The sequence below is a fragment of the Tessaracoccus lubricantis genome, assembly GCF_039544535.1.
GTDB lineage: Bacteria > Actinomycetota > Actinomycetes > Propionibacteriales > Propionibacteriaceae > Arachnia > Arachnia lubricantis.
In genome coordinates, this window is record NZ_BAABLV010000027.1 from 65825 (window position 1) to 84664 (window position 18840).

General features: G+C 69.0%; 18 protein-coding genes, 1 tRNA gene and 1 pseudogene. 2 read left to right on the top strand and 18 right to left on the bottom strand.

The annotated features are described in order from the left end of the window. The 18 genes and pseudogenes from atpD to ABEA30_RS09120 all read right to left on the bottom strand — a co-directional run bounded on the left by atpD (window position 1) and on the right by ABEA30_RS09120 (window position 17359). Window positions 1-1452 (bottom strand): F0F1 ATP synthase subunit beta, encoded by a 1452-nt coding sequence (gene atpD / locus ABEA30_RS09035; protein ID WP_345582060.1) that lies wholly within the window; start codon window positions 1450-1452, stop codon window positions 1-3. An 8-nt stretch (window positions 1453-1460) separates the two neighbouring features. Continuing rightward, the gene (locus ABEA30_RS09040; RefSeq protein WP_345582062.1) at window positions 1461-2375 is read right to left on the bottom strand and encodes a F0F1 ATP synthase subunit gamma; all 915 of its coding nucleotides are present in this window, start codon (window positions 2373-2375) and stop codon (window positions 1461-1463) included. Between the two features lie 6 nt (window positions 2376-2381). Next, window positions 2382-4019: a F0F1 ATP synthase subunit alpha gene (gene atpA / locus ABEA30_RS09045; protein WP_345582063.1), complete on the bottom strand. Its 1638-nt coding sequence runs from the start codon at window positions 4017-4019 to the stop codon at window positions 2382-2384. 26 nt (window positions 4020-4045) lie between these two features. Beyond that, window positions 4046-4843, bottom strand: a complete 798-nt coding sequence (locus ABEA30_RS09050) for a F0F1 ATP synthase subunit delta (RefSeq protein ID WP_345582065.1) — start codon at window positions 4841-4843, stop codon at window positions 4046-4048. Beyond that, window positions 4840-5370: a F0F1 ATP synthase subunit B gene (locus ABEA30_RS09055; RefSeq protein WP_345582066.1), complete on the bottom strand. Its 531-nt coding sequence runs from the start codon at window positions 5368-5370 to the stop codon at window positions 4840-4842. The genes ABEA30_RS09050 and ABEA30_RS09055 overlap by 4 nt, the downstream gene beginning before the upstream one ends. A gap of 17 nt (window positions 5371-5387) precedes the next feature. Further along, a complete protein-coding gene (gene atpE, locus ABEA30_RS09060; protein ID WP_076058514.1) occupies window positions 5388-5606 on the bottom strand; it encodes an ATP synthase F0 subunit C in 219 nt (72 codons plus the stop codon). A 53-nt stretch (window positions 5607-5659) separates the two neighbouring features. Further along, window positions 5660-6460, bottom strand: a complete 801-nt coding sequence (gene atpB, locus ABEA30_RS09065; protein ID WP_345582071.1) for a F0F1 ATP synthase subunit A — start codon at window positions 6458-6460, stop codon at window positions 5660-5662. Window positions 6461-6757: 297 nt separating this feature from the next. After that, window positions 6758-7216, bottom strand: a complete 459-nt coding sequence (locus ABEA30_RS09070) for a hypothetical protein (protein ID WP_345582075.1) — start codon at window positions 7214-7216, stop codon at window positions 6758-6760. After that, complete coding sequence (locus ABEA30_RS09075) at window positions 7209-8354, bottom strand: MraY family glycosyltransferase (protein WP_345582077.1); 1146 nt, start codon at window positions 8352-8354, stop codon at window positions 7209-7211. Before ABEA30_RS09075 ends, ABEA30_RS09070 begins: the two co-directional genes overlap by 8 nt. A gap of 5 nt (window positions 8355-8359) precedes the next feature. Beyond that, window positions 8360-8962: pseudogene (locus ABEA30_RS09080) on the bottom strand (L-threonylcarbamoyladenylate synthase); the annotation flags it as partial. A gap of 38 nt (window positions 8963-9000) precedes the next feature. Then, window positions 9001-9858 carry a peptide chain release factor N(5)-glutamine methyltransferase gene (prmC, locus tag ABEA30_RS09085; protein WP_345582079.1) on the bottom strand — a complete coding sequence of 286 codons (858 nt, stop codon included), beginning with the start codon at window positions 9856-9858 and terminating at the stop codon, window positions 9001-9003. Continuing rightward, entirely contained in the window at window positions 9855-10919 is a 1065-nt protein-coding gene (gene prfA, locus ABEA30_RS09090) for a peptide chain release factor 1 (protein WP_345582081.1), read from the bottom strand. The genes prmC and prfA overlap by 4 nt, the downstream gene beginning before the upstream one ends. A 90-nt stretch (window positions 10920-11009) precedes the next feature. Further along, window positions 11010-11210 (bottom strand): 50S ribosomal protein L31, encoded by a 201-nt coding sequence (gene rpmE / locus ABEA30_RS09095; RefSeq protein WP_345582083.1) that lies wholly within the window; start codon window positions 11208-11210, stop codon window positions 11010-11012. A 105-nt stretch (window positions 11211-11315) separates the two neighbouring features. After that, window positions 11316-13016, bottom strand: coding sequence for a transcription termination factor Rho (gene rho / locus ABEA30_RS09100; RefSeq protein ID WP_386085784.1), 1701 nt, complete (start codon window positions 13014-13016; stop codon window positions 11316-11318). Between the two features lie 205 nt (window positions 13017-13221). Further along, entirely contained in the window at window positions 13222-14106 is an 885-nt protein-coding gene (gene thrB, locus ABEA30_RS09105) for a homoserine kinase (protein ID WP_345582086.1), read from the bottom strand. A 1-nt stretch (window position 14107) separates the two neighbouring features. Further along, window positions 14108-15412: a homoserine dehydrogenase gene (locus tag ABEA30_RS09110; RefSeq protein ID WP_345582088.1), complete on the bottom strand. Its 1305-nt coding sequence runs from the start codon at window positions 15410-15412 to the stop codon at window positions 14108-14110. Next, entirely contained in the window at window positions 15409-16812 is a 1404-nt protein-coding gene (lysA, locus tag ABEA30_RS09115; RefSeq protein ID WP_345582089.1) for a diaminopimelate decarboxylase, read from the bottom strand. Before lysA ends, ABEA30_RS09110 begins: the two co-directional genes overlap by 4 nt. A gap of 43 nt (window positions 16813-16855) precedes the next feature. Beyond that, complete coding sequence (locus tag ABEA30_RS09120; protein WP_345582090.1) at window positions 16856-17359, bottom strand: hypothetical protein; 504 nt, start codon at window positions 17357-17359, stop codon at window positions 16856-16858. An 82-nt stretch (window positions 17360-17441) separates the two neighbouring features. Here ABEA30_RS09120 and ABEA30_RS09125 point away from each other — a divergent pair. Next, window positions 17442-17516: transfer RNA gene (locus ABEA30_RS09125), tRNA-Arg, on the top strand. A 20-nt stretch (window positions 17517-17536) separates the two neighbouring features. Beyond that, the gene (locus ABEA30_RS09130; RefSeq protein WP_345582091.1) at window positions 17537-18805 is read left to right on the top strand and encodes a glycosyltransferase 87 family protein; all 1269 of its coding nucleotides are present in this window, start codon (window positions 17537-17539) and stop codon (window positions 18803-18805) included. The last annotated feature ends 35 nt before the right edge of the window (window positions 18806-18840 follow it).

Consider the following 18840-nt stretch of genomic DNA (forward strand, 5'->3'; position numbering starts at 1 on the left):
TCAGCTTTCCTTCTGGATGCGGTCCCAGTTGGCCATGACGTCATCCATGCCGCCGACGTTGAAGAACGCCTGCTCAGCGATGTGGTCGACGTCACCGTTGCAGATCATCTGGAACGATTCGATGGTGTCGGCCAGCGGCACCGTGGAGCCCGGGATGTTGGTGAACTTCTCGGCCATGTAGGTGTTCTGCGACAGGAACTGCTGGATGCGACGCGCCCGGTTCACGATGATCTTGTCCTCTTCGGACAGCTCGTCGATGCCGAGGATGGCGATGATGTCCTGCAGTTCCTTGTTGCGCTGCAGGATCTGCTTGACGCGCACCGCGGTGTCGTAGTGCTCCTGACCGATGTACTGGGGGTCGAGGATGCGCGACGACGAGGCCAGCGGGTCCACGGCCGGGTACAGGCCACGCGAGGCGATCTCACGGGAGAGCTCGGTGGTGGCGTCCAGGTGCGCGAACGTCGTGGCCGGGGCCGGGTCGGTGTAGTCGTCTGCCGGCACGTAGATGGCCTGCATCGACGTGATCGAGTGACCCTTCGTCGAGGTGATGCGCTCCTGGAGCTGACCCATCTCGTCTGCCAGGTTCGGCTGGTAACCCACGGCCGAGGGCATGCGGCCCAGCAGCGTGGAGACCTCGGAACCGGCCTGCGTGAAGCGGAAGATGTTGTCGATGAACAGCAGCACGTCCTGGTTCTGCACGTCGCGGAAGTACTCCGCCATGGTCAGGGCCGAGAGGGCGACGCGCAGACGCGTGCCCGGCGGCTCGTCCATCTGGCCGAAGACGAGCGCGGTGTCCTTGAGGACGCCCGCCTCCTCCATCTCGTTGATGAGGTCGTTGCCCTCACGGGTGCGCTCACCCACGCCGGCGAACACCGAGGTGCCACCGAAGTTGTGGGCGATGCGGTAGATCATCTCCTGGATGAGGACCGTCTTGCCGACGCCCGCACCACCGAAGAGGCCGATCTTGCCGCCCTTCACGTACGGGGTGAGGAGGTCGAGGACCTTGATGCCCGTCTCGAGCATCTCGGTGCGCGACTCCAGCGCGTCGAACTTGGGGGCCGGGCGGTGGATGGGCCAACGCTCGGTGATCTCGATCGACGACGGGTCGACATTGAGCACGTCACCGGTCACGTTCCAGACGTGGCCCTTGGTGACGTCGCCGACGGGCACCGTGATGGGCGCACCGGTGTCGGTGACCTCGGCACCACGGCGCATGCCGTCGGTGGGCTTCAGGGCGATGGCGCGCACGACGTTGTCGCCGACGTGCAGGGCCGTCTCCATGGTCATGGTGCGCTTCTCGCCCATGACCTCGGTCTCGACGGTCAGCGCGTTGCCGATCTCCGGGATCTGGTCAGCCGCGAACTCGACGTCCACGACGGGGCCGATGACGCGGGCAACGCGGCCGACACCACCGGTGGTGGCCGGCTGCGTGTCGCTCACAGTGGCAGTCATTTGTTACCTCATTCGTTTCCGGCTGATTCGGCCAGCGCAGAGGCGCCGCCGACGATTTCAGTGATTTCCTGTGTGATGCCCGCCTGGCGAGCCTGGTTTTCGGCGCGGGTGAGCTTCTCGATCAGATCCTGCGCGTTGTCGGTGGCCGACTTCATCGCGCTCTGGCGGCTGGCCAGCTCGGAGGCCGCCGACTGGAGCAGCGCGTTGTGCACCCGGTTGGCGACGAACAGCGGCAGGAGCCGGTCCAGCACCGTGCGGGCGTCGGGCTCGAACTCGTAGAACGGGTTCAGGTCGTCCGAGTCCGCCGCCTGGTCGTCAGGGGCGTCCTGGACCACGAGCGGAAGCAGGCGCACGGCGACGGCGGTCTGGGTCATCATCGAGATGAACCGGGTGCCCACGATGTGCAGTTCGTCGACGCCACCCTCCTCGTAGGGGCGCAGGAAGCGCTCGAGGAGCACGTCGGCGATCTCCTTGGCCTCCGCGTAGGAGGGGCGGTCGGAGAAACCGGTCCAGGACTGTTCGATGGTGCGCTGGCGGAACTCGAAGTACGCCACACCCTTGTTGCCGGTGATGTACTGGACGTTCTCCTGGCCCTCCTGGATGATCTTCGCGTGCAGCTGCTCTGCCGCCTTGATGGCGTTGGCCGAGTAGGCGCCGGCGAGACCACGGTCGGAGGTGATCAGCAGCATCGCGGAGCGGCGAGGCTTCTCCACCGCACGCAGCAGCGGGTGATCGAGGTCCGTCACGCTGGCCAGGGCGGAGACCGCCTTGGTCAGCTCCCGGGTGTAGGGGGCCGCGGAGCGCGCCGCCTGCTGCGCCTTGACGACGCGGGAGGCGGCGATGAGCTCCATGGCTCGGGTGATCTTCTTGGTCGTCGATACCGATCGGCGACGCTGGCGAAGCTCACGCAGACTGGATGCCATGGTCGATCAGCCCCGCTTCTGGCGCACGATCGTCGTCTGGGCGATGTCCTCGTCCTCGAGCGGCTTGTGCTCCTCACGGCCGACGAGCAGGGTGCCCTCGGACGTGCGGAAGACCTTCTTGAACTCACCGAGGGCCTGCACGACGGCGGCCTTGCGGTCGTCGCCGAACTGGAAGTCGCCGGCGATGTCGGTCAGCACCGAGGTGTTGTGCCGCAGGTAGTCCAGCAGTTCCTGCTCGAAGCGCAGCACGTCGTCGACGGGGACGTCGTCGAAGTGGCCCTCGATGCCGGCCCACACGGAGATGATCTGGTCCTCGACCGGGTACGGCGCGTACTGGCCCTGACGCAGCAGCTCGGTGAGGCGGGCGCCGCGGTCGAGCTGGCGGCGGGTGGCCGCGTCGAGGTCTGAGGCGAACATCGCGAAGGCCTGCATGTCGCGGTACTGGGCCAGGCTCAGCTTCAGCGAACCGGAGACCTGCTTCATGGCCTTCACCTGCGCGGCGCCGCCGACTCGCGACACCGACACGCCGACGTCGACGGCCGGGCGCTGGTTGGCGTTGAACAGGTCCGACTGAAGGAAGATCTGGCCGTCGGTGATGGAGATCACGTTGGTGGGGATGTAGGCCGACACGTCGTTGGCCTTGGTCTCGATGATCGGCAGGCCGGTCATCGAGCCGCCACCCAGCTCGTCGGAGAGCTTGGCGCAGCGCTCCAGCAGGCGGGAGTGGAGGTAGAAGACGTCACCGGGATACGCCTCGCGGCCCGGGGGGCGACGCAGCAGCAGAGACATGGCGCGGTACGCCTCCGCCTGCTTGGTGAGGTCGTCGAACACGATCAGCACGTGGTTGCCCTGGTACATCCAGTGCTGGCCGATGGCCGAGCCGGCGTAGGGGGCGATGTACTTGAAGCCTGCGGGGTCCGAGGCGGGGGCGTGCACGATGGTCGTGTACTCCATGGCGCCGGCCGCCTCGAGCGTGCCGCGCACCTCCGCGATGGTCGAGCCCTTCTGGCCGATGGCGACGTAGATGCAGCGGACCTGCTTCTTCTTGTCACCCGACTCCCAGTTGGCCTTCTGGTTGATGATCGTGTCGATCGCGATGGCGGTCTTGCCGGTCTTGCGGTCACCGATGATCAGCTGACGCTGGCCACGGCCGATCGGGATCATCGCGTCGATCGACTTCAGACCCGTCTGGAGCGGCTCGCGCACCTCCTGGCGGTCCATGACGCCCGCGGCCTGCAGTTCGAGAGCGCGGCGTCCCTCGATGCCGCTGATCTCGCCGAGACCGTCGATGGGGTTGCCCATGGCGTCGACGACGCGGCCGAGGTAGCCGTCGCCGACGGGGACCGAGAGGACGTCGCCGGTGCCGTGCACGGTCGAGCCCTCGTCGATGCCTTCGGAATCGCCGAGGACGACGACGCCGATCTCACGCTCGTCCAGGTTCAGGGCGATGCCCATGGTGCCGTTCTCGAACCGCAGCAGCTCGCTGGCCATGGCCGAGGGCAGGCCCTCGACACGGGCGATGCCGTCGCCCGATGAGACGACCGTGCCGACCTCGGTGCGGCCGGCGGCCTTGGGCTCGTACGCCTGGACGAAGTCGTCCAGTGCGTTGCGGATCTCGTCCGGACTGATGGTGAGTTCAGCCATGTCGTCCTACTTCTCTTTCTAGGGATTCAGAGGTGGGTGAGCTGCCGGCGGGCATCTTCGAGCCGCGCGGCAACGGTTGATTCGATTACGTCATCGCCGATGACCACGTTCATGCCTCCCAGCACGGCGGGGTCGACCTCGATCTGCAGGTTGACGGGGCCGCCCACCTGCTTCTCCAGGGCGGACTTCAGGCGTGCGACACGCTCGGCGTCCAGGGGGCGTGCGACGGTGACCTGGGCGATCTGTTCGCCCGCGAGCTCCGCGCCCATCTCCACGTACGACTTCGCCGTGAGGGCGAAGGTGCGCTTGCGGGCCTTCACCGCACGCGATGCGAGCATCGCGGTCACGGGGTGGACCTTGCCGGAGACCAGGCGGTTGAGCAGGTCACGCTTCGCTGCCACCGGGTACTGCGCGTTGCGCAGTGCCGCGGCCAGCTCGCGGTTGGCGTCGACGGTGCCCGCGAGCTGGTACAGCTCGCCGGTCACGTCGTCGATGCGGCCCTCGCGGTGCGCGCTCTGCAGCGCCAGGCGGATGCCCTGGCGCTCGAGCCCGGTGACCAGGCGGTTGGCGCTGCTCCACGGGGTCTGCACGACCGCCGTGACCACGGACAGCGCCGCCTGCGAGATCTTCCCGCCGAGCAGGCGCTCGGCGAGCCGTGCACGGTTCGCGTCTGCGGCCGAAGGATCCGACAGGCTACGACGCAGCGTCGGCTGACCGTCGAGCAGATCGACGACGGCGAACAACTCTTCCGCGGTCCGGGCATCGGTGGTGATGCCGTCGACCGTGGTGTCGAGCGCAGCGTAAGCGGCGTCGCGGGCCGTCATCGATCTGATCCTGCAGTCTCGAGCTCAGCGAGGAAGCGATCGATGGTGCGCATGGCACGCTCGTCGTCCGTGAGGGATTCGCCGACGATCTTGCCGGCGAGCGTGGTGGCCATGCCACCGACCTCTCCGCGCAGATCCTGGACCAGCTGGGAACGCTCCGCCTCGAGCTGCGCGCGGCCGGACTCGAGAATCCGCTGGGATTCCTTGCTGGCCTTGTCGCGAGCCTCGGCGAGGATCGTGGCGGACTGGTTCTTGGCGTCCTCGCGGATCCGGGCGGCTTCCTCACGCGCAGCGTTGAGCTGGTCGTTGTACTCAGCGAGCGCAGCAGCGGCCTTGGCCTCTGCGGCTGCGGCACGCTGCATGCCACCTTCGATCTTGTTCGAGCGCTCTTCGTACATCTTCTCGAAGGCCGGTACGACGACCTTCCACATGATGAGGAAGATGATCAGCATCAGGGCGATGCCAGCGAAGACCTCTGACCAGTAGTGGGGTGCAAGGGGTCCGAGGAGGTCTTGCGCCCCTTCCAAGGGGACCACAGGAGGCCTCAGAGGACGAACGCGAGGGCGATGGCGATGATGGCCAGCGCCTCAACCACGGCGAAGCCGATGAAGGCGGTGCTCATCATGGCGCCACGGGCCTCGGGCTGACGGGCGGTGCCGTTGATGACCGACGCGAAGATCCAGGCAACGCCGAGGGCCGGGGCGATCGTAGCGATCGCGTAGCCGATCATGTTCAGGTTGCCGGTGATTTCGAGGAGGGACATTGTTTTCCTTTCGGATGACTACCCAGGCGGTCGACCTGGGGAGATTCGGGTGCTTAGTGCGCCTCGGCGATCGAGGTCGACACGTACTGGGCGGTGAGGACCGTGAAGATGTAGGCCTGCAGGGCGCCGATGAACAGCTCCAGCAGCATGATGATGAGGCTGAAGAGGATCGAGACGCCGCCGGAGATGTTGTAGAACAGGTTGTCCTGCTGGCTCAGCAGCCAACCGCCGCCGACGACGAACACCATGACCACGAGGTGGCCGGCGAACAGGTTGGCGAAGAGACGCAGCGCCAGCGTGATGGGACGCGTGATGAACGTGGCCAGGAACTCCAGCGGGATGACCAGCGGCAGCAGGTAGCCGGGGACGCCCTCGGGCACGAGCGAACGCTTCAGGAAGCCGCCGAAGCCCCACTTCGCGAAGCCGGCCCCGACGTAGATGAGCCAGGACAGGACGGCCAGGCCGTACGCGAAGCCGACGTTCGAGAACGCCGGGTACATGAAGTAGAAGAACTGGCCGAACCAGTTGTTGACCAGCAGGAAGCTGAAGAGGCCGAGCAGGTACGGCAGGAACTTGCGGAAGTCGGCGTGCAGGATGTCCCGCGCGATGCCGTTGCGCACGAACTCGTAGAGGTACTCGGCGAAGAACTGGCCCTTGGTGGGCTGCACCTTCAGCTTCCGGGAGGCGACCACCCACAGGATGATCACGAGGAGGGCACCGATGACCGCCTGGATGAGCGGCTTGTTCACCCAATCGGGCAGGACGCCCGGCATGAGCGAGGGCCAGAGGAAGTCCTCGGTGCCAGGAGGGGTGTAATCGCCGCCGGTCTCCAGCGGAAGAAGGCCCAGAGTCACGTACCACTCCCGTATCGCTTGATGATCAGGTACAAGCTGCTGACGAGCCCCACGATGAGGCCGAGTGGCAACAGCCATGTTGTCTTGAGGAAATGGTCACCGACCCACCCGAGGCCCCCGTAGAAGATCAACCCTGCGAGGATGTAGGCGAGGACGGCCATCCCGTCCTCACGCCCGGAAGGACCAGAACGCTCTGACCCGTCGCCCGGCGTAGGTGAAGTGCCCATAACGTGGATGAGCCTAGCGGAAAGAACAGGTTGTTTCACATCGGCGACTTCCTGTCCCAAAAGTCCGCGGTCAGCCCGACGACGGCGGCTGGTACTCGGTGTCGTAGACGGGAACGCGCTGCCGGGAGGCGACGAACACGACGCCGAACACCCAGGCCAGCACGGTGCCCGCGACGCTGAGCAGCAGCCAGCCCTTGGACACGTGCGGCGCGATGGCCGGCAGGCCCAGCAGCCCCCACAAGCCTGCCGCGATGCCGACGACGCGCACCGCGTAGCTGACCAGCACCAGGCCCAGCCCCTGGAACGGTTCGAGCTCCGAGGCCACCACTTCGAGGGCCTGGCCGATCGAGTAGAAGATCACGACGGCGGCGAACCCGAGCGCGGCGGTGAGGGCGGCGCTGGGGCCGTCGATCGCCAGTGCCAGCCCCAGGACGGTGAGGCCGACGACGTGTCCCGCCACGAGGCCGCCGACCATCATCTCCCTGGCCCGCTTCGTGGCGGCGGTGACGGTGCGGCGCGGCTCAGCCATCGACCGGCTTCCTGTCGACCACCTCGGCCTCACGACCCCCGATGAAACTGGGTGCCGTGCGCACCGGCCACAGCGTCAGCACCAGCACCGTCACCAGGCTGCCCGCCACCAGCCACACGGCGGTGGAACGGTTGGTCAGCGCGATGAGGACGAGGCCCACGGAGACGACGGCGGACCAGCCGTACATCAGCAGTACCGCGCCCCAGTGCGAGTGCCCGCGCGCGAGCAGGCGGTGGTGGAGGTGCTGCTTGTCGGCTTGGAACGGGTGCTGACCGTTCCACGCCCGGCGCACCCACGCCAGCATCAGGTCGAGCAGCGGAAGCGCCAACGCGGCCACCGGCAGGAGGATGGGCAGCAGGGCGGGCAGGACGTCGCTGCCCTGCGCGAGCGCGCTGGGGTCCAGCTGGCCGGTGAACGAGATGGCGCTCATGGCCATCAGCATGCCCAGCAGCATGGCACCGGAGTCGCCCATGAACATCTTGGCGGGGTGCCAGTTGTGGAACAGGAAGCCCACCGCGATGCCGCAGGTGGCCACCGTGATGAGGCTGGCCGTGGTGGCACGGGCCAGTTCCTGCTCGTAGGCCAGCACGTAGGTGTAGCTGAAGAACGCTCCCGATCCGATGGCGACGATGCCCCCGGCCAGGCCGTCGAGCCCGTCGACGAAGTTCACGGCGTTGACGCACACGGCGATGATCAGGACGGTGACCATGATGCTGGTGGTGTCGTCGAGGCCGACGATGCGGTCCGGCAGCGGGATCCAGTAGATGCGCACCCCCTGCATCACGGCGACGCCCGCGGCCAGCACCTGGCCGCCGAGCTTCACCAGCGCCGGCATGTCGTACTTGTCGTCCAGCACGCCCACCACGCAGATGATCAGGCCGGCCCACAGCACCGCGGAGGCGTCGTGCTCGACGGTGGTGTAGCGCCCCAGGAACGGCATCTGCACGGCCAGGAGCAGGGCGATCACGAGGCCGCCGAACATCGCCACCCCGCCGAAGTACGGGATCGGGTGGGTGTGGACGTCACGGTTGCGGACCGTGGCGAGGGCTCCGGTGCGGACGGCGACGTTCCGGGCCAACCCCGACAGGAGGTAGGTGGCGCCGGCTGCGACGAACAGCACCAGGAGGTATTCGCGCACTACTGTCCGATCACGTCCGGGGCGACCTCGCGCACCTGGTCCAGGCTCAGCGCGCCCTCGCGGACGATGCGGCCCTCCGGGAAGGCCGCGAAGTCGATGATCGTGGAGGCGACCCCGCCTGCGGCCGGACCGGCGTCGAGGTAGACGGCCACGCGGTCCCCGAGCTGCTCGACCGCCTCGTCCGCGGTCACCGCGGCGGCCTGTCCGTGGACGTTGGCCGAGCTGACGGCCAGCGGGCCGGTGTGCCGCAGCAGTGCGCGGGCGCCGTCGTGGTCCGGCACGCGCACGGCGACCGTGCCGCCGGTCTCCCCCAGTTGCATGCCGGCGCGCGGCTGGGCCCTGAGGATCAGCGTCAACGCGCCGGGCCAGAAGGCCTTCGCCAGCGCCGCGGCAGCCTCGGGCACCTCGTCGGCGACGGCGCGCAGCATCGAGGGCTCGGCCACGAGGACGGGCGGTGGCATGTCGCGGCCACGTTCCTTGGCGTTGAGCAGGCGCTGCACCGCGTCGGCGTCGAACGCGTCGGCGCCGATCCCGTAGACGGTGTCGGTGGGCAGCACGATGCACTGGCCCTCCCGGACGGCGGCAGCGGCCTCGCGGAGGCCTTCCTCACCGTCGGTGGTCAGGTTGAAGACGCGGGGGGTTTGAGTCACAGGCCAATCCTGCCATCTCCGGGCGGTGCGGCGGCAGTCACGAACCGCGGGCGGCCGGTCAGGTCGGCGTGCGAGGCGACATCGCCGAAGCCCGCCCGTTCGAAGAGCGCCACGACGGCCGGCGCGTGCGAGTCGTCGTGCTCGGTGGCGAGCAGGCCGTCGGGCCGCAGCAGCCGCGCCGCCACCCGCGCCACGACGCGCATGGCGTCCAGCCCGTCGGGGCCGGAGAACAGCGCCATGACCGGGTCCTGCAGCACGTCGCTGGGGAGCACCTGGCGGTGCGCCTCCGGGATGTAGGGCGGGTTGACGATCACCAGGTCGACGGTGCCGTCGAGTTCGGCGAAGGCGTCGGCCATGTCGCCGAGCACGATGTCGACGCCCAGGCCGTCGAGGTTGCGCACCAGGTAGGCGTGGGCCTCGGGCGACAGTTCGACGGCGTGCAGTTCCACTCCCCCGAGCTCGCGTGCCAGTGCCGCCGTGATGGCGCCGGAGCCGGCGCACAGTTCGACGACGCGGCGCCGCTCGGCGGGCCGCTCGGCGAGGCGGCGCAGCGCCCAGCCGACCATCTCCTCGGTCTCCGGGCGGGGGATGAACACGCCCGGGCCCACGTCGAGGGTCTCGTGCCGGAAGTACGCCACCCCGGTGAGGTGCTGCAACGGCGCCCCCTCGGCGCGGAGTTCGACGAGGTGGTCGACGGCGGCCCGCTGCTGCGGCGTCACGCTGGCGAGCAGCAGTTGGGCCGGCTCGACGCCGAGCACGTGCGCCACCAGGATGCGGGCCTCCGGCCCCGGGCTGGGCGACCCGGACCTCGTCAGGCGTTCGGCGACCTCGTGGGCGAGCTCCTGGGCCCTCACCCGCCCACCCCGGCGAGGCGCTCGGCGAGGTCCTGCTCGGCCAGCGCGTCCAGCAGGGGCGTCAAGGCCCCCTGGAGCACGGCGTCGAGGTTGTGCGCCTTGTAGCCGATGCGGTGGTCCGTGATCCGGTTCTCCGGGAAGTTGTAGGTGCGGATCCGCTCCGAACGGTCCACCGTGCGCACCTGGGACTTGCGGGCATCGGAGGCGGCGGCGGCGGCCTGCACCTCCGCGATCTGCGTGAGCCGTGCGCGCAGCATGCGCATGGCGGACTCACGGTTCTGCAGTTGGGAGCGCTCGTTCTGGCAGCTCACCACCACGCCCGAGGGCAGGTGGGTGATGCGCACCGCGGAGTCCGTGGTGTTGACGCCCTGGCCGCCCGGCCCCGAGGACCGGAAGACGTCGATGCGCAGGTCGTCCTCGTTGATCTCGACCTCGTCGGCCTCGACGTCCGGCATCACCAACACGCCAGCCGCCGAGGTGTGGATGCGTCCCTGAGACTCGGTGACCGGCACGCGTTGCACGCGGTGCACGCCGCCCTCGAACTTCAGGCGTCCGTAGGGCCCGAACTCGTGCCCGCCGCCCTTCACGGCGACGGTGACGGACTTGTACCCGCCCAGGTCGGTGTCCTGGGAGTCGAGCACCTCGACCTTCCAGCCCAGGTCCTCCGCGTAGCGCGTGTACATGCGCAGCAGGTCCCCGGCGAACAGCGCAGATTCGTCCCCGCCTTCCCCCGACTTGATCTCGACGAGGGCGTCGGCGTCGTCGTTGGGGTCACGCGGGGCGAGCAGCCTCGTCAGCTTGGCCGTGGCCACCTCGAGCTGCGCGTCGAGGTCTGCCACCTCGTCGGCGAACGAGGGGTCATCGGCCGCCAGCTCGGCCGCCGCCTCGCGGTCCTCGGTCAGTCGTCGGAACGCGTCGATGCCCTCCACGATCGGCCGCAGCGCGGCGTACCGACGGCCCACCTTGCGCGAGCGCGCCATGTCGGAGTGCAGGTCGGGGTCGGCGAGCTGCTTCTCCAGGTCGCGGAATTCGTCGATCAGCGGCTGGGCGTTGTCGAACATGGGTGGCTCCTGGTGCGCGGGGTCCTACGAGGGCAAAAAGAAACGAACGCCGGACCGGGCATGCCCGGGTCTCGGCGTTCGTCTTGTCGGCTACTTCTTGGCGTAACGCTTCTCGAAGCGCGCCACGCGACCACCGGTGTCGAGGATCTTCTGCTTGCCGGTGTAGAACGGGTGGCACTCGGCGCACACGACTGCGTTCAGCGTGGCCTTGGTGCTGCGGGTGGTGTACGTGTTGCCGCAGGTGCAGGTCACCTGGGCCTCGACGTAGTCAGGGTGGATGCCCTGCTTCATGATGGTCTCCTTTTGATGTGGTTTCGACCGGGTCGCCTGGAGGCGGCGGGAACCGGCCCGACTCTCAAGTATGCCACGCGCGGCACAGGGGCCAAAACGCGCGACTCAGTTGTCCTGGGCCGGCGTGGTCTTCAGCACGCTGAGCAGGAAGTCGTGGTTGTTGGCCGTCTTGGTCATGCGCGACTTCAAGGTCTCCAGCGCGGCCTGGTCGTCGAGGCCGGACAGCGCGCGGCGCAGCTTCCAGATGATCTGGAGCTCGTCGCGGCCGAGCAGCAGGTCCTCGCGGCGCGTGCCGGAGGCGTCGACGTCGATGGCCGGGAAGATGCGCTTGTCGGCGAGCTCGCGACGCAGGCGCAACTCCATGTTGCCGGTGCCCTTGAACTCCTCGAAGATGACCTCGTCCATCTTCGAGCCGGTCTCGATCAGCGCGGTGGCGAGGATGGTCAGCGAGCCGCCGTTCTCGATGTTGCGGGCCGCACCGAAGAACTTCTTCGGCGGGTAGAGCGCTGCGGAGTCGACACCACCGGACAGGATGCGGCCCGATGCCGGGGCGGCCAGGTTGTAGGCCCGGCCCAGGCGGGTGATGCCGTCGAGCAGCACGACGACGTCGTGGCCCAGCTCCACGAGGCGCTTGGCGCGCTCGATGGCCAGCTCGGAGATCATCGTGTGGTCCTCGGCGGGGCGGTCGAACGTCGAGGCGATGACCTCGCCGGAGACCGTGCGCTGGAAGTCGGTGACCTCCTCGGGGCGCTCGTCGACGAGGACGACCATCAGGTGGACCTCGGGGTTGTTGGCGGCGATCGCGTTGGCGATGGCCTGCATGATCATCGTCTTGCCTGCCTTCGGCGGCGACACGATGAGGCCACGCTGGCCCTTGCCGATGGGCGAGACCATGTCGATGATGCGGCCGGTGAGGTTGTTCTGCACCGTCTCCAGGCGCAGGCGCGACTGCGGGTACAGCGGCGTCAGCTTCTGGAACTCGGGGCGTCCCTTGGCCTTCTCCGGGTCGTCGCCGTTGATCGAGTCGATGCGCACGAGCGGCTGGTACTTCTCCTTGCGCTCCCCCTCGCGGGCGACGCGGACGGCGCCGCTGATCACGTCGCCGCGGCGCAGGCCGTAGCGGCGCACCGTCGACATCGAGAGGTAGGCGTCCGCCGGGCCCGGGAGGTAACCGGTGGTGCGGACGAAGGCGTAGTTGTCGAGGATGTCGACGATGCCGGAGATGTTGGCCAGCACGTCGTCGTCAGCGACGGTGGGCTCGGCCTCCATGCGTTCCATGCCCTGCCCGCGGCCGCCGCCCTGACGGCGCTGGTTGCGATCACGGTTGCGGCGACGGCGGCTGCGGCGCGAGCCGCCCTGGTCGTCGTCGTAGCTGGCCGGCTCGACGTTGACGGACCGGTTCTGCGCCGGCTGCTCGCGCTGTTCGCGCTGCTGGCCACCCGCGGGCTGACCGCCCATCGCGGCCTCCAGGAGTTCGCCCACCTCTTCGATGGTCTCCTGGTTGGGCTGACGATCGCGATCACGGCCGCGACGGCGGCGGTTGCGGGTGCCGTCGCCCTGCTGCTGGTCGCGCTGTTCGCGCGGCTGCTGGTCGCGCTGTTCACGGGGCTGCTGCGGTGCGGCCTCCTCGGCCTTCGGCTGGGTCTCCGTGGGGAGTTCAGCCTGCGCGGCGCGCTCGGTGCGCTGCCGGGCCGGCTTGCCACCGCCCTGGCCCTGGATCGCGGAGACCAGATCGGCCTTCCGCATGGCGGAGACGCCCTTGATGCCCAGCCCTGCGGCGACCGACTTCAGGTCGACCAGCTTCATGCTGGACAGGTCAACGGATTCGCTCAACGAGATTCCTTCCCAAGAGCCGACGCGCCGAAAATGGATGGGTGGCGCCGCCGACGTCAGAATGATGGGGCCCACTCAGCAACAAGGAGAACTGCGGCAGAATCGCCACGCACAGCGCCTTCATCGGTGAGCCACTGATCAGGTTAGCAATTATCCGGCGCCAACACCAAAGATTGGCTCAGAGGAGTTCCACTCCCCCGGCCGGACGCAGCTTGCGCACGGTGAAACCCGTGACGTCCACGCCGTCGATGCCGGCCAACTGCTCGTCCAGGCCGACCGCGATGACCGTGGGGCCGGCACCCGAGATGGCCGCGGGTACCCCCGCCGCGCGCAGGCGGAGCATGAGATCGTGGCTCGACGGCATCAGCGGTGCGCGGTACTGCTGGTGCAGCCGGTCGGAGGTGGCGTCGAACAGCAGGTCGGGGCGCTTGGTCAGCGCCAACGGCAACGCCGCGGCGGCGATCGCCTGCGCGACCGCGTCGGAGCGCGAGACGGTGTCGGGCAGCACGGCGCGGGCGTCGTCAGTCTTCGACTCGAAGTCGGGCACGAAGGCGACTGCGCGGAAGTCGTCTGCCAGCGGCAACTGCACGAGCGAGACCTTCCCGTCCCTGGCCCAGGCGAGGATCGCGCCACCCCATACCGCGGCCCCCGCGTTGTCCGGGTGCCCCTCCGCCTCGTGCGCCAGCCGGGTGATGGCCGAACGGTCCACCGGTTCGTCGGGCCGGGCGATGCCCCAGGCCAGGGTGAGGCCGGCCACGATCGCGGCGGCCGACGACCCGAGGCCCCGCGAGTGCGGGATGGTGTTGTGCGCCGTGAGCCGCATCCCGGGCGTCGCCGCTCCCCAGGCCTCCAGGCCACGGAGGATGGACCTGACGACGAGGTGGCTGCCGTCGGTCGGCACGTCGCCGGAACCCTCGCCGGTGACGGCGATCTCCAGGCCGGGGTGGTCGAGCAGCTCGAGGCTCAGCTCGTCGTACCAGTCGAACGCCATGCCGACACAGTCGAAGCCGGAGCCGAGGTTCGCCGTCGTGGCCGGGACCCTGACCGTCAGGCGCCGGGTCACCTCAGAAGCCCTCGAGGCGCATCACGCGCACCTCGGAGCCGACGAAGTCGGACTCGCGCAGCTCGGCGACGACGTCGGCCAGCGCCGACTCCGTCGTCGTGTGCGTCATCACGCCCAGACGGGCCGGGAAGCCCTCCTCGTGCACCTCGTCCTCCAGGTAGGACTGCTGCACCACGCGCAGCGACACGTTGTGGTCGCCGAACACCGCGGCGCACTTGGCCAGCACGCCGGGGCGGTCCTCGACCTCGAAGCTCACGTAGAACTGTGCGCGCGACTCGCCGATGGGCGCCACCTGGCGCCGGGTGTAGCCGGAGCTCATGTGCGCCGCGGTGCCACGACGGCGGTTGCGGCCCACGGTGACGACGTCGCCCATGACGGCGCTCGCCGTCGGGCTGCCGCCGGCGCCGGCGCCGAGGAACATCAGCTCGCCGGCCTCGCGGGAGTTGACGAAGATGGCGTTGTAGGCGCCGCGGACGGCGGCCAGCGGGTGCTTCTTGGCCACCATCGCGGGGTGCACCTTGACGGTGATGCGGTCGTCGTCGGCCAGCTTGGCGACGGCCAGCAGCTTCACGGTGCAGTCCATCGACTCGGCGGCGGCGATGTCGGCCTCCGTCACGCCCGTGATGCCCTCGGTGAAGACGTCCTGGCCCTTGACCTCCGTGTGGAACGCCAGGCCCGCGAGGATCGCGGCCTTGGCTGCGGCATCGTGCCCACCGACGTCCGCGGTGGGGTCGGCCTCGGCATAGCCCAGCTGTTGGGCCTCCGCCAGTGCGGAGTCGAAGCTGACGCCGTCGGTGACCATCTTGTCCAGGATGAAGTTGGTGGTGCCGTTGACGATGCCCATCACCTCGGTGATGTCGTCGCCCACGAGCGACTCGCGCAGCGGCCGGATGATGGGGATCGCGCCGGCGACGGCGGCCTCGTAGTGGAGGTCGACGCCCTTCTCCTCGGCCAGGCGCGACAACTCGCCGAGGTCTTCGGCCAGGAGCGCCTTGTTGGCGGAGATGACGGAGGCGCCGTTGCTGATCGCGGTGCGCACCAGGCTGCGGGCGGGGTCGATGCCACCGATGAGTTCGATGACGATGTCGAGGTCGTCGCGCGCGACCAGCGACTCGAGGTCGGTGGTCAGCAGGGCGGGGTCGATGCCCGGGCGCTCGACGTCCATCCGGCGAACGCCGATGCCCACGAGCTCCAGGCGGCGGCCGATGCGCGCCTCCAGGGTGTCGCCCTCGTCGAGGATGATGCGTGCCACCTGGCTACCGACGACGCCGGCCCCCAACAGCACAACCTTCAGCGGCTTGCTCACTTACCCACGTCCAATCTCATGAGGTCGTCGAGCGTCTCGCGGCGCAGCATCACGTCGGTGACGCCGTCCTTGGCGCTGACGACCGGGGGCTTCGGGATCTGATTGTAGTTATTGGCCATGCTGCGGGCGTAGGCGCCCGAACCCGGCACGGCGATGAGGTCGCCGATGCGCACGTCGGACGGGAGGAAGACGTCGCGGATGAGGATGTCGCCACCCTCGCAGTGCTTGCCGACGACGCGGCACAGGACCGGATCGGCGCCCGACGTGCGGTTGGCGAGGGCCCCGGAGTACTCGGCCGCGTACAGGGCCGGACGGATGTTGTCGCTCATGCCACCGTCGACGCTGATGTAGGTGCGGGAGCGACCGCCCTCCAGCTCGACGACCTTGACGGTGCCGACCTCGTAGACCGCCACCCCCGACGGGCCGCAGATGGCGCGGCCCGGCTCGATGCTCAGGTGCGGGCGGCCGATGCCGAACGCGCGGCACTCGTGGTCGATCATCTCCTCGAACGACGCCGCGAGCTCCGCCGTGGTCGACGGCGTGTCGGCGGCCGTGTAGGCGATGCCGAAGCCGCCGCCCAGGTCGAGTTCGGGCAGTTCGACGCCCGTGGCGGTGCGGAACTGCGACGCGAGCTTCATCGTGCGGCGGATGGCCACCTCGAAGCCGTGCGTCTCGAAGATCTGCGAACCGATGTGGCTGTGGATGCCGCGGAGTTGGAGGTACTGCGACGAGTGGCAGCGCACCAGCGCCGTCAGGGCCTGGCCGCCCATGATGCTGAGGCCGAACTTCTGGTCCTCGTGCGCGGTGGCGATGTACTCGTGCGTGTGGGCCTCGACGCCGGTGGTGACGCGCACCAGCACGTTGGCCGTGTGGCCGCCGTCCGCGCAGGCCCGCTCGAGGCGGTTGATCTCGTCGAAGGAGTCGACGATGATGCGCCCCACGCCCTGCTCGAGCGCGAACGCGATCTCCGCGTCGGACTTGTTGTTGCCGTGCAGGCCGAGCCGCTCCGCCGGCATGCCGCCGGCCAGCGCGATGCGCATCTCCCCCATCGTCGTGACGTCGAGGTTGAGCCCCTCCTCGGCCGCCCAGCGGGCCACGCGGCGCGTCAGCAGCGCCTTGCCCGCGTAGTAGATCGCCCAGCCGGGGAACGCGGTGATGAAGTCGCGCGCCCGCGAGCGGAAGTCGTCCTCGTCGATCAGGTAGACGGGCGTGCCGTGCTCCTCGGCCGTGTCGGTCAGCGCCACCCCGGCCACGACGATGCGGCCCAGGTCGTCACGGTGGGTACCGCGCGGCCAGAGCTTCAGGTCGAGCTCGTTGAGGTCGTCGGGCACGGTGAGCCACTGCGGCCCGCCCTGCACGGCGTCCGCGTGGATCGAGCCGGCGATGTGCATGTGCGTCATGGTGCCAAGCCTGCCAGAGCGCGGTCGGCAATCGCCATTTCGATCAGTTGGTGGCGGCGACCATGATCTCCTTGGCCCCGCGCAGCGACACCTCGGCGGGATCGCCAGCGGTGGGCACGCCGTCGACGGTCACGGTGAGCGACCCGCACGCGGCGCCCAGGCAGCCGTCGACGAAGCGGACGCCCCAGAGGGCGAAGAAGTCGCCCAACGTCGACTCGCGATTGCCCTCGCCCTCGAGCCAGACCTCGCCGCCGACGTCGTGCGTGTGGACGGGCGCCTGGACCGCGCGGGGGCGGTCGATGCCGATGAAGGCCGGCACCTCGACGGGGCTGCCGTCGACGGTGACCTCCAGCTGAAGGATCCACGGGTCCGCGTCGTCGCCGAGCCCGAGTTCGCGCAGTCCGGCCGCGCGGATGTGGGAGATCGCGTCGCGCGGGGCGTCCCACGGCGGCGGGGTGGCTCGCTGCACCGCCGGCGCCGGTTCCGGGCGCGAAACGCACCCGACGAGCAACACGAGCGTGACCAGGAGCACCGACAACCTACGCACGCGGCCACCTTAACGTCAGTCGGACGTGGTTTTGGGGGCCGCCACGAGGTGCTACCCTTTCACGGTCGCCTGCGGGTGACGGGCCCCCGTAGCTCAGGGGATAGAGCACCGCCCTCCGGAGGCGGGAGCCGAGGTTCGAATCCTCGCGGGGGCGCCAGCCGTTCAAAGGGGAGCAGAGTGACCGCAGACGTACGTGCAGCACGAAGCCTCCCCCTCCGGGACCTCCTGGTGCCGGTCCTCCTCGTCCTGACGTTCGCCGCCACCCGCTGGCTGATCTTCTTGTCGTTGAAGCTCGAACAGGTCGCCTTCATCGCCAACGACATCACGTACTACGCGTTCTACCTCAACAAGCTGGAGCTGGGCGAGCAGGGCATCATGCTCGAATACCCCGTCCCGGCGGTGTGGCTGCTGCAGCTGGTGTACATGCTCGGCGGTGGTTGGGAGACGTGGGCCCCGGTCTACGTCGGGTGCTTCCTCGCCCTCGACGCCCTGGTCGCGATCCTGCTGTACCGCCGCGGCCATGCCGCCGGTGCGCTCTTCTGGATCCTCTTCACCGGTGCCCAGGGTGCCGTCCTCTGGTACCGCTTCGACCTCATCCCGGCCGCGCTGGTGGCCATCGCCTGCCTCTACGCCCAGCGGTTCCCCAAGGTCGCGGGCGGCGCCATCGGCCTCGGCGCGGCGGTGAAGCTGTGGCCCGCGCTGCTGATCGGGCCGCTGCTGGCGCCCAACCCCCTGCGCAAGGGGGGCGGCCGTTCGCGCCTGATCGGCTTCGTCGTCGTGGGCTTCGGCCTGGCCGCGGCGTCGCTCATCACCAGTGGCTGGGCGCGCTCGGCGTCGCCGCTGACCTGGCAGGGCGACCGCGGCCTGCAGATCGAGTCGGTACCGGCCACCCCACTGATGTTCCTGCGCACGTTCACCCACAACGAGAGCTGGCTCATCGAGTTGTCGAAGTTCAACGCCCTGGAGGTCGTGACGGGCCCCGGCATCCAGGCGATGCTGACGCTGTCGTCGGTGCTCACCGTCGCCTCGGTCCTGCTGACGGCGTGGTTGAGCTACCGGCTGATCCGCGCCTACGACCGGGACGACCACCGCCTCTACGAGGGCATGCTGCTCGCCGTGCTGACCGTCGTGCTGGCCACCGTCGTCGCCAACAAGACATTGTCGCCCCAGTACATCGTGTGGCTGGGCGGCCCGGTGGCAGCGCTGCTCGCCACCCGGCGGAGCGCCTGGTTGGGGCGACACGTCACGGTGTTCGCGGTGGCCCTGGTCATCATCGGCGGCCTGACCCAGTTCACCTACCCATGGGGGGCCTACGGCATCATGGCGATCCCGCAGGGGTCCGGCCCCGAGACCTCGGTGCTCGTGCTGCGCAACCTCATGCTGGTGGCACTGACCGGGTACGCACTGGCCGTGACGCTGAAGGCGACGCGCAGGCGATCGTCCTGAGAATGTGGGCGGGACCACTGCCCAACATTGGGTAA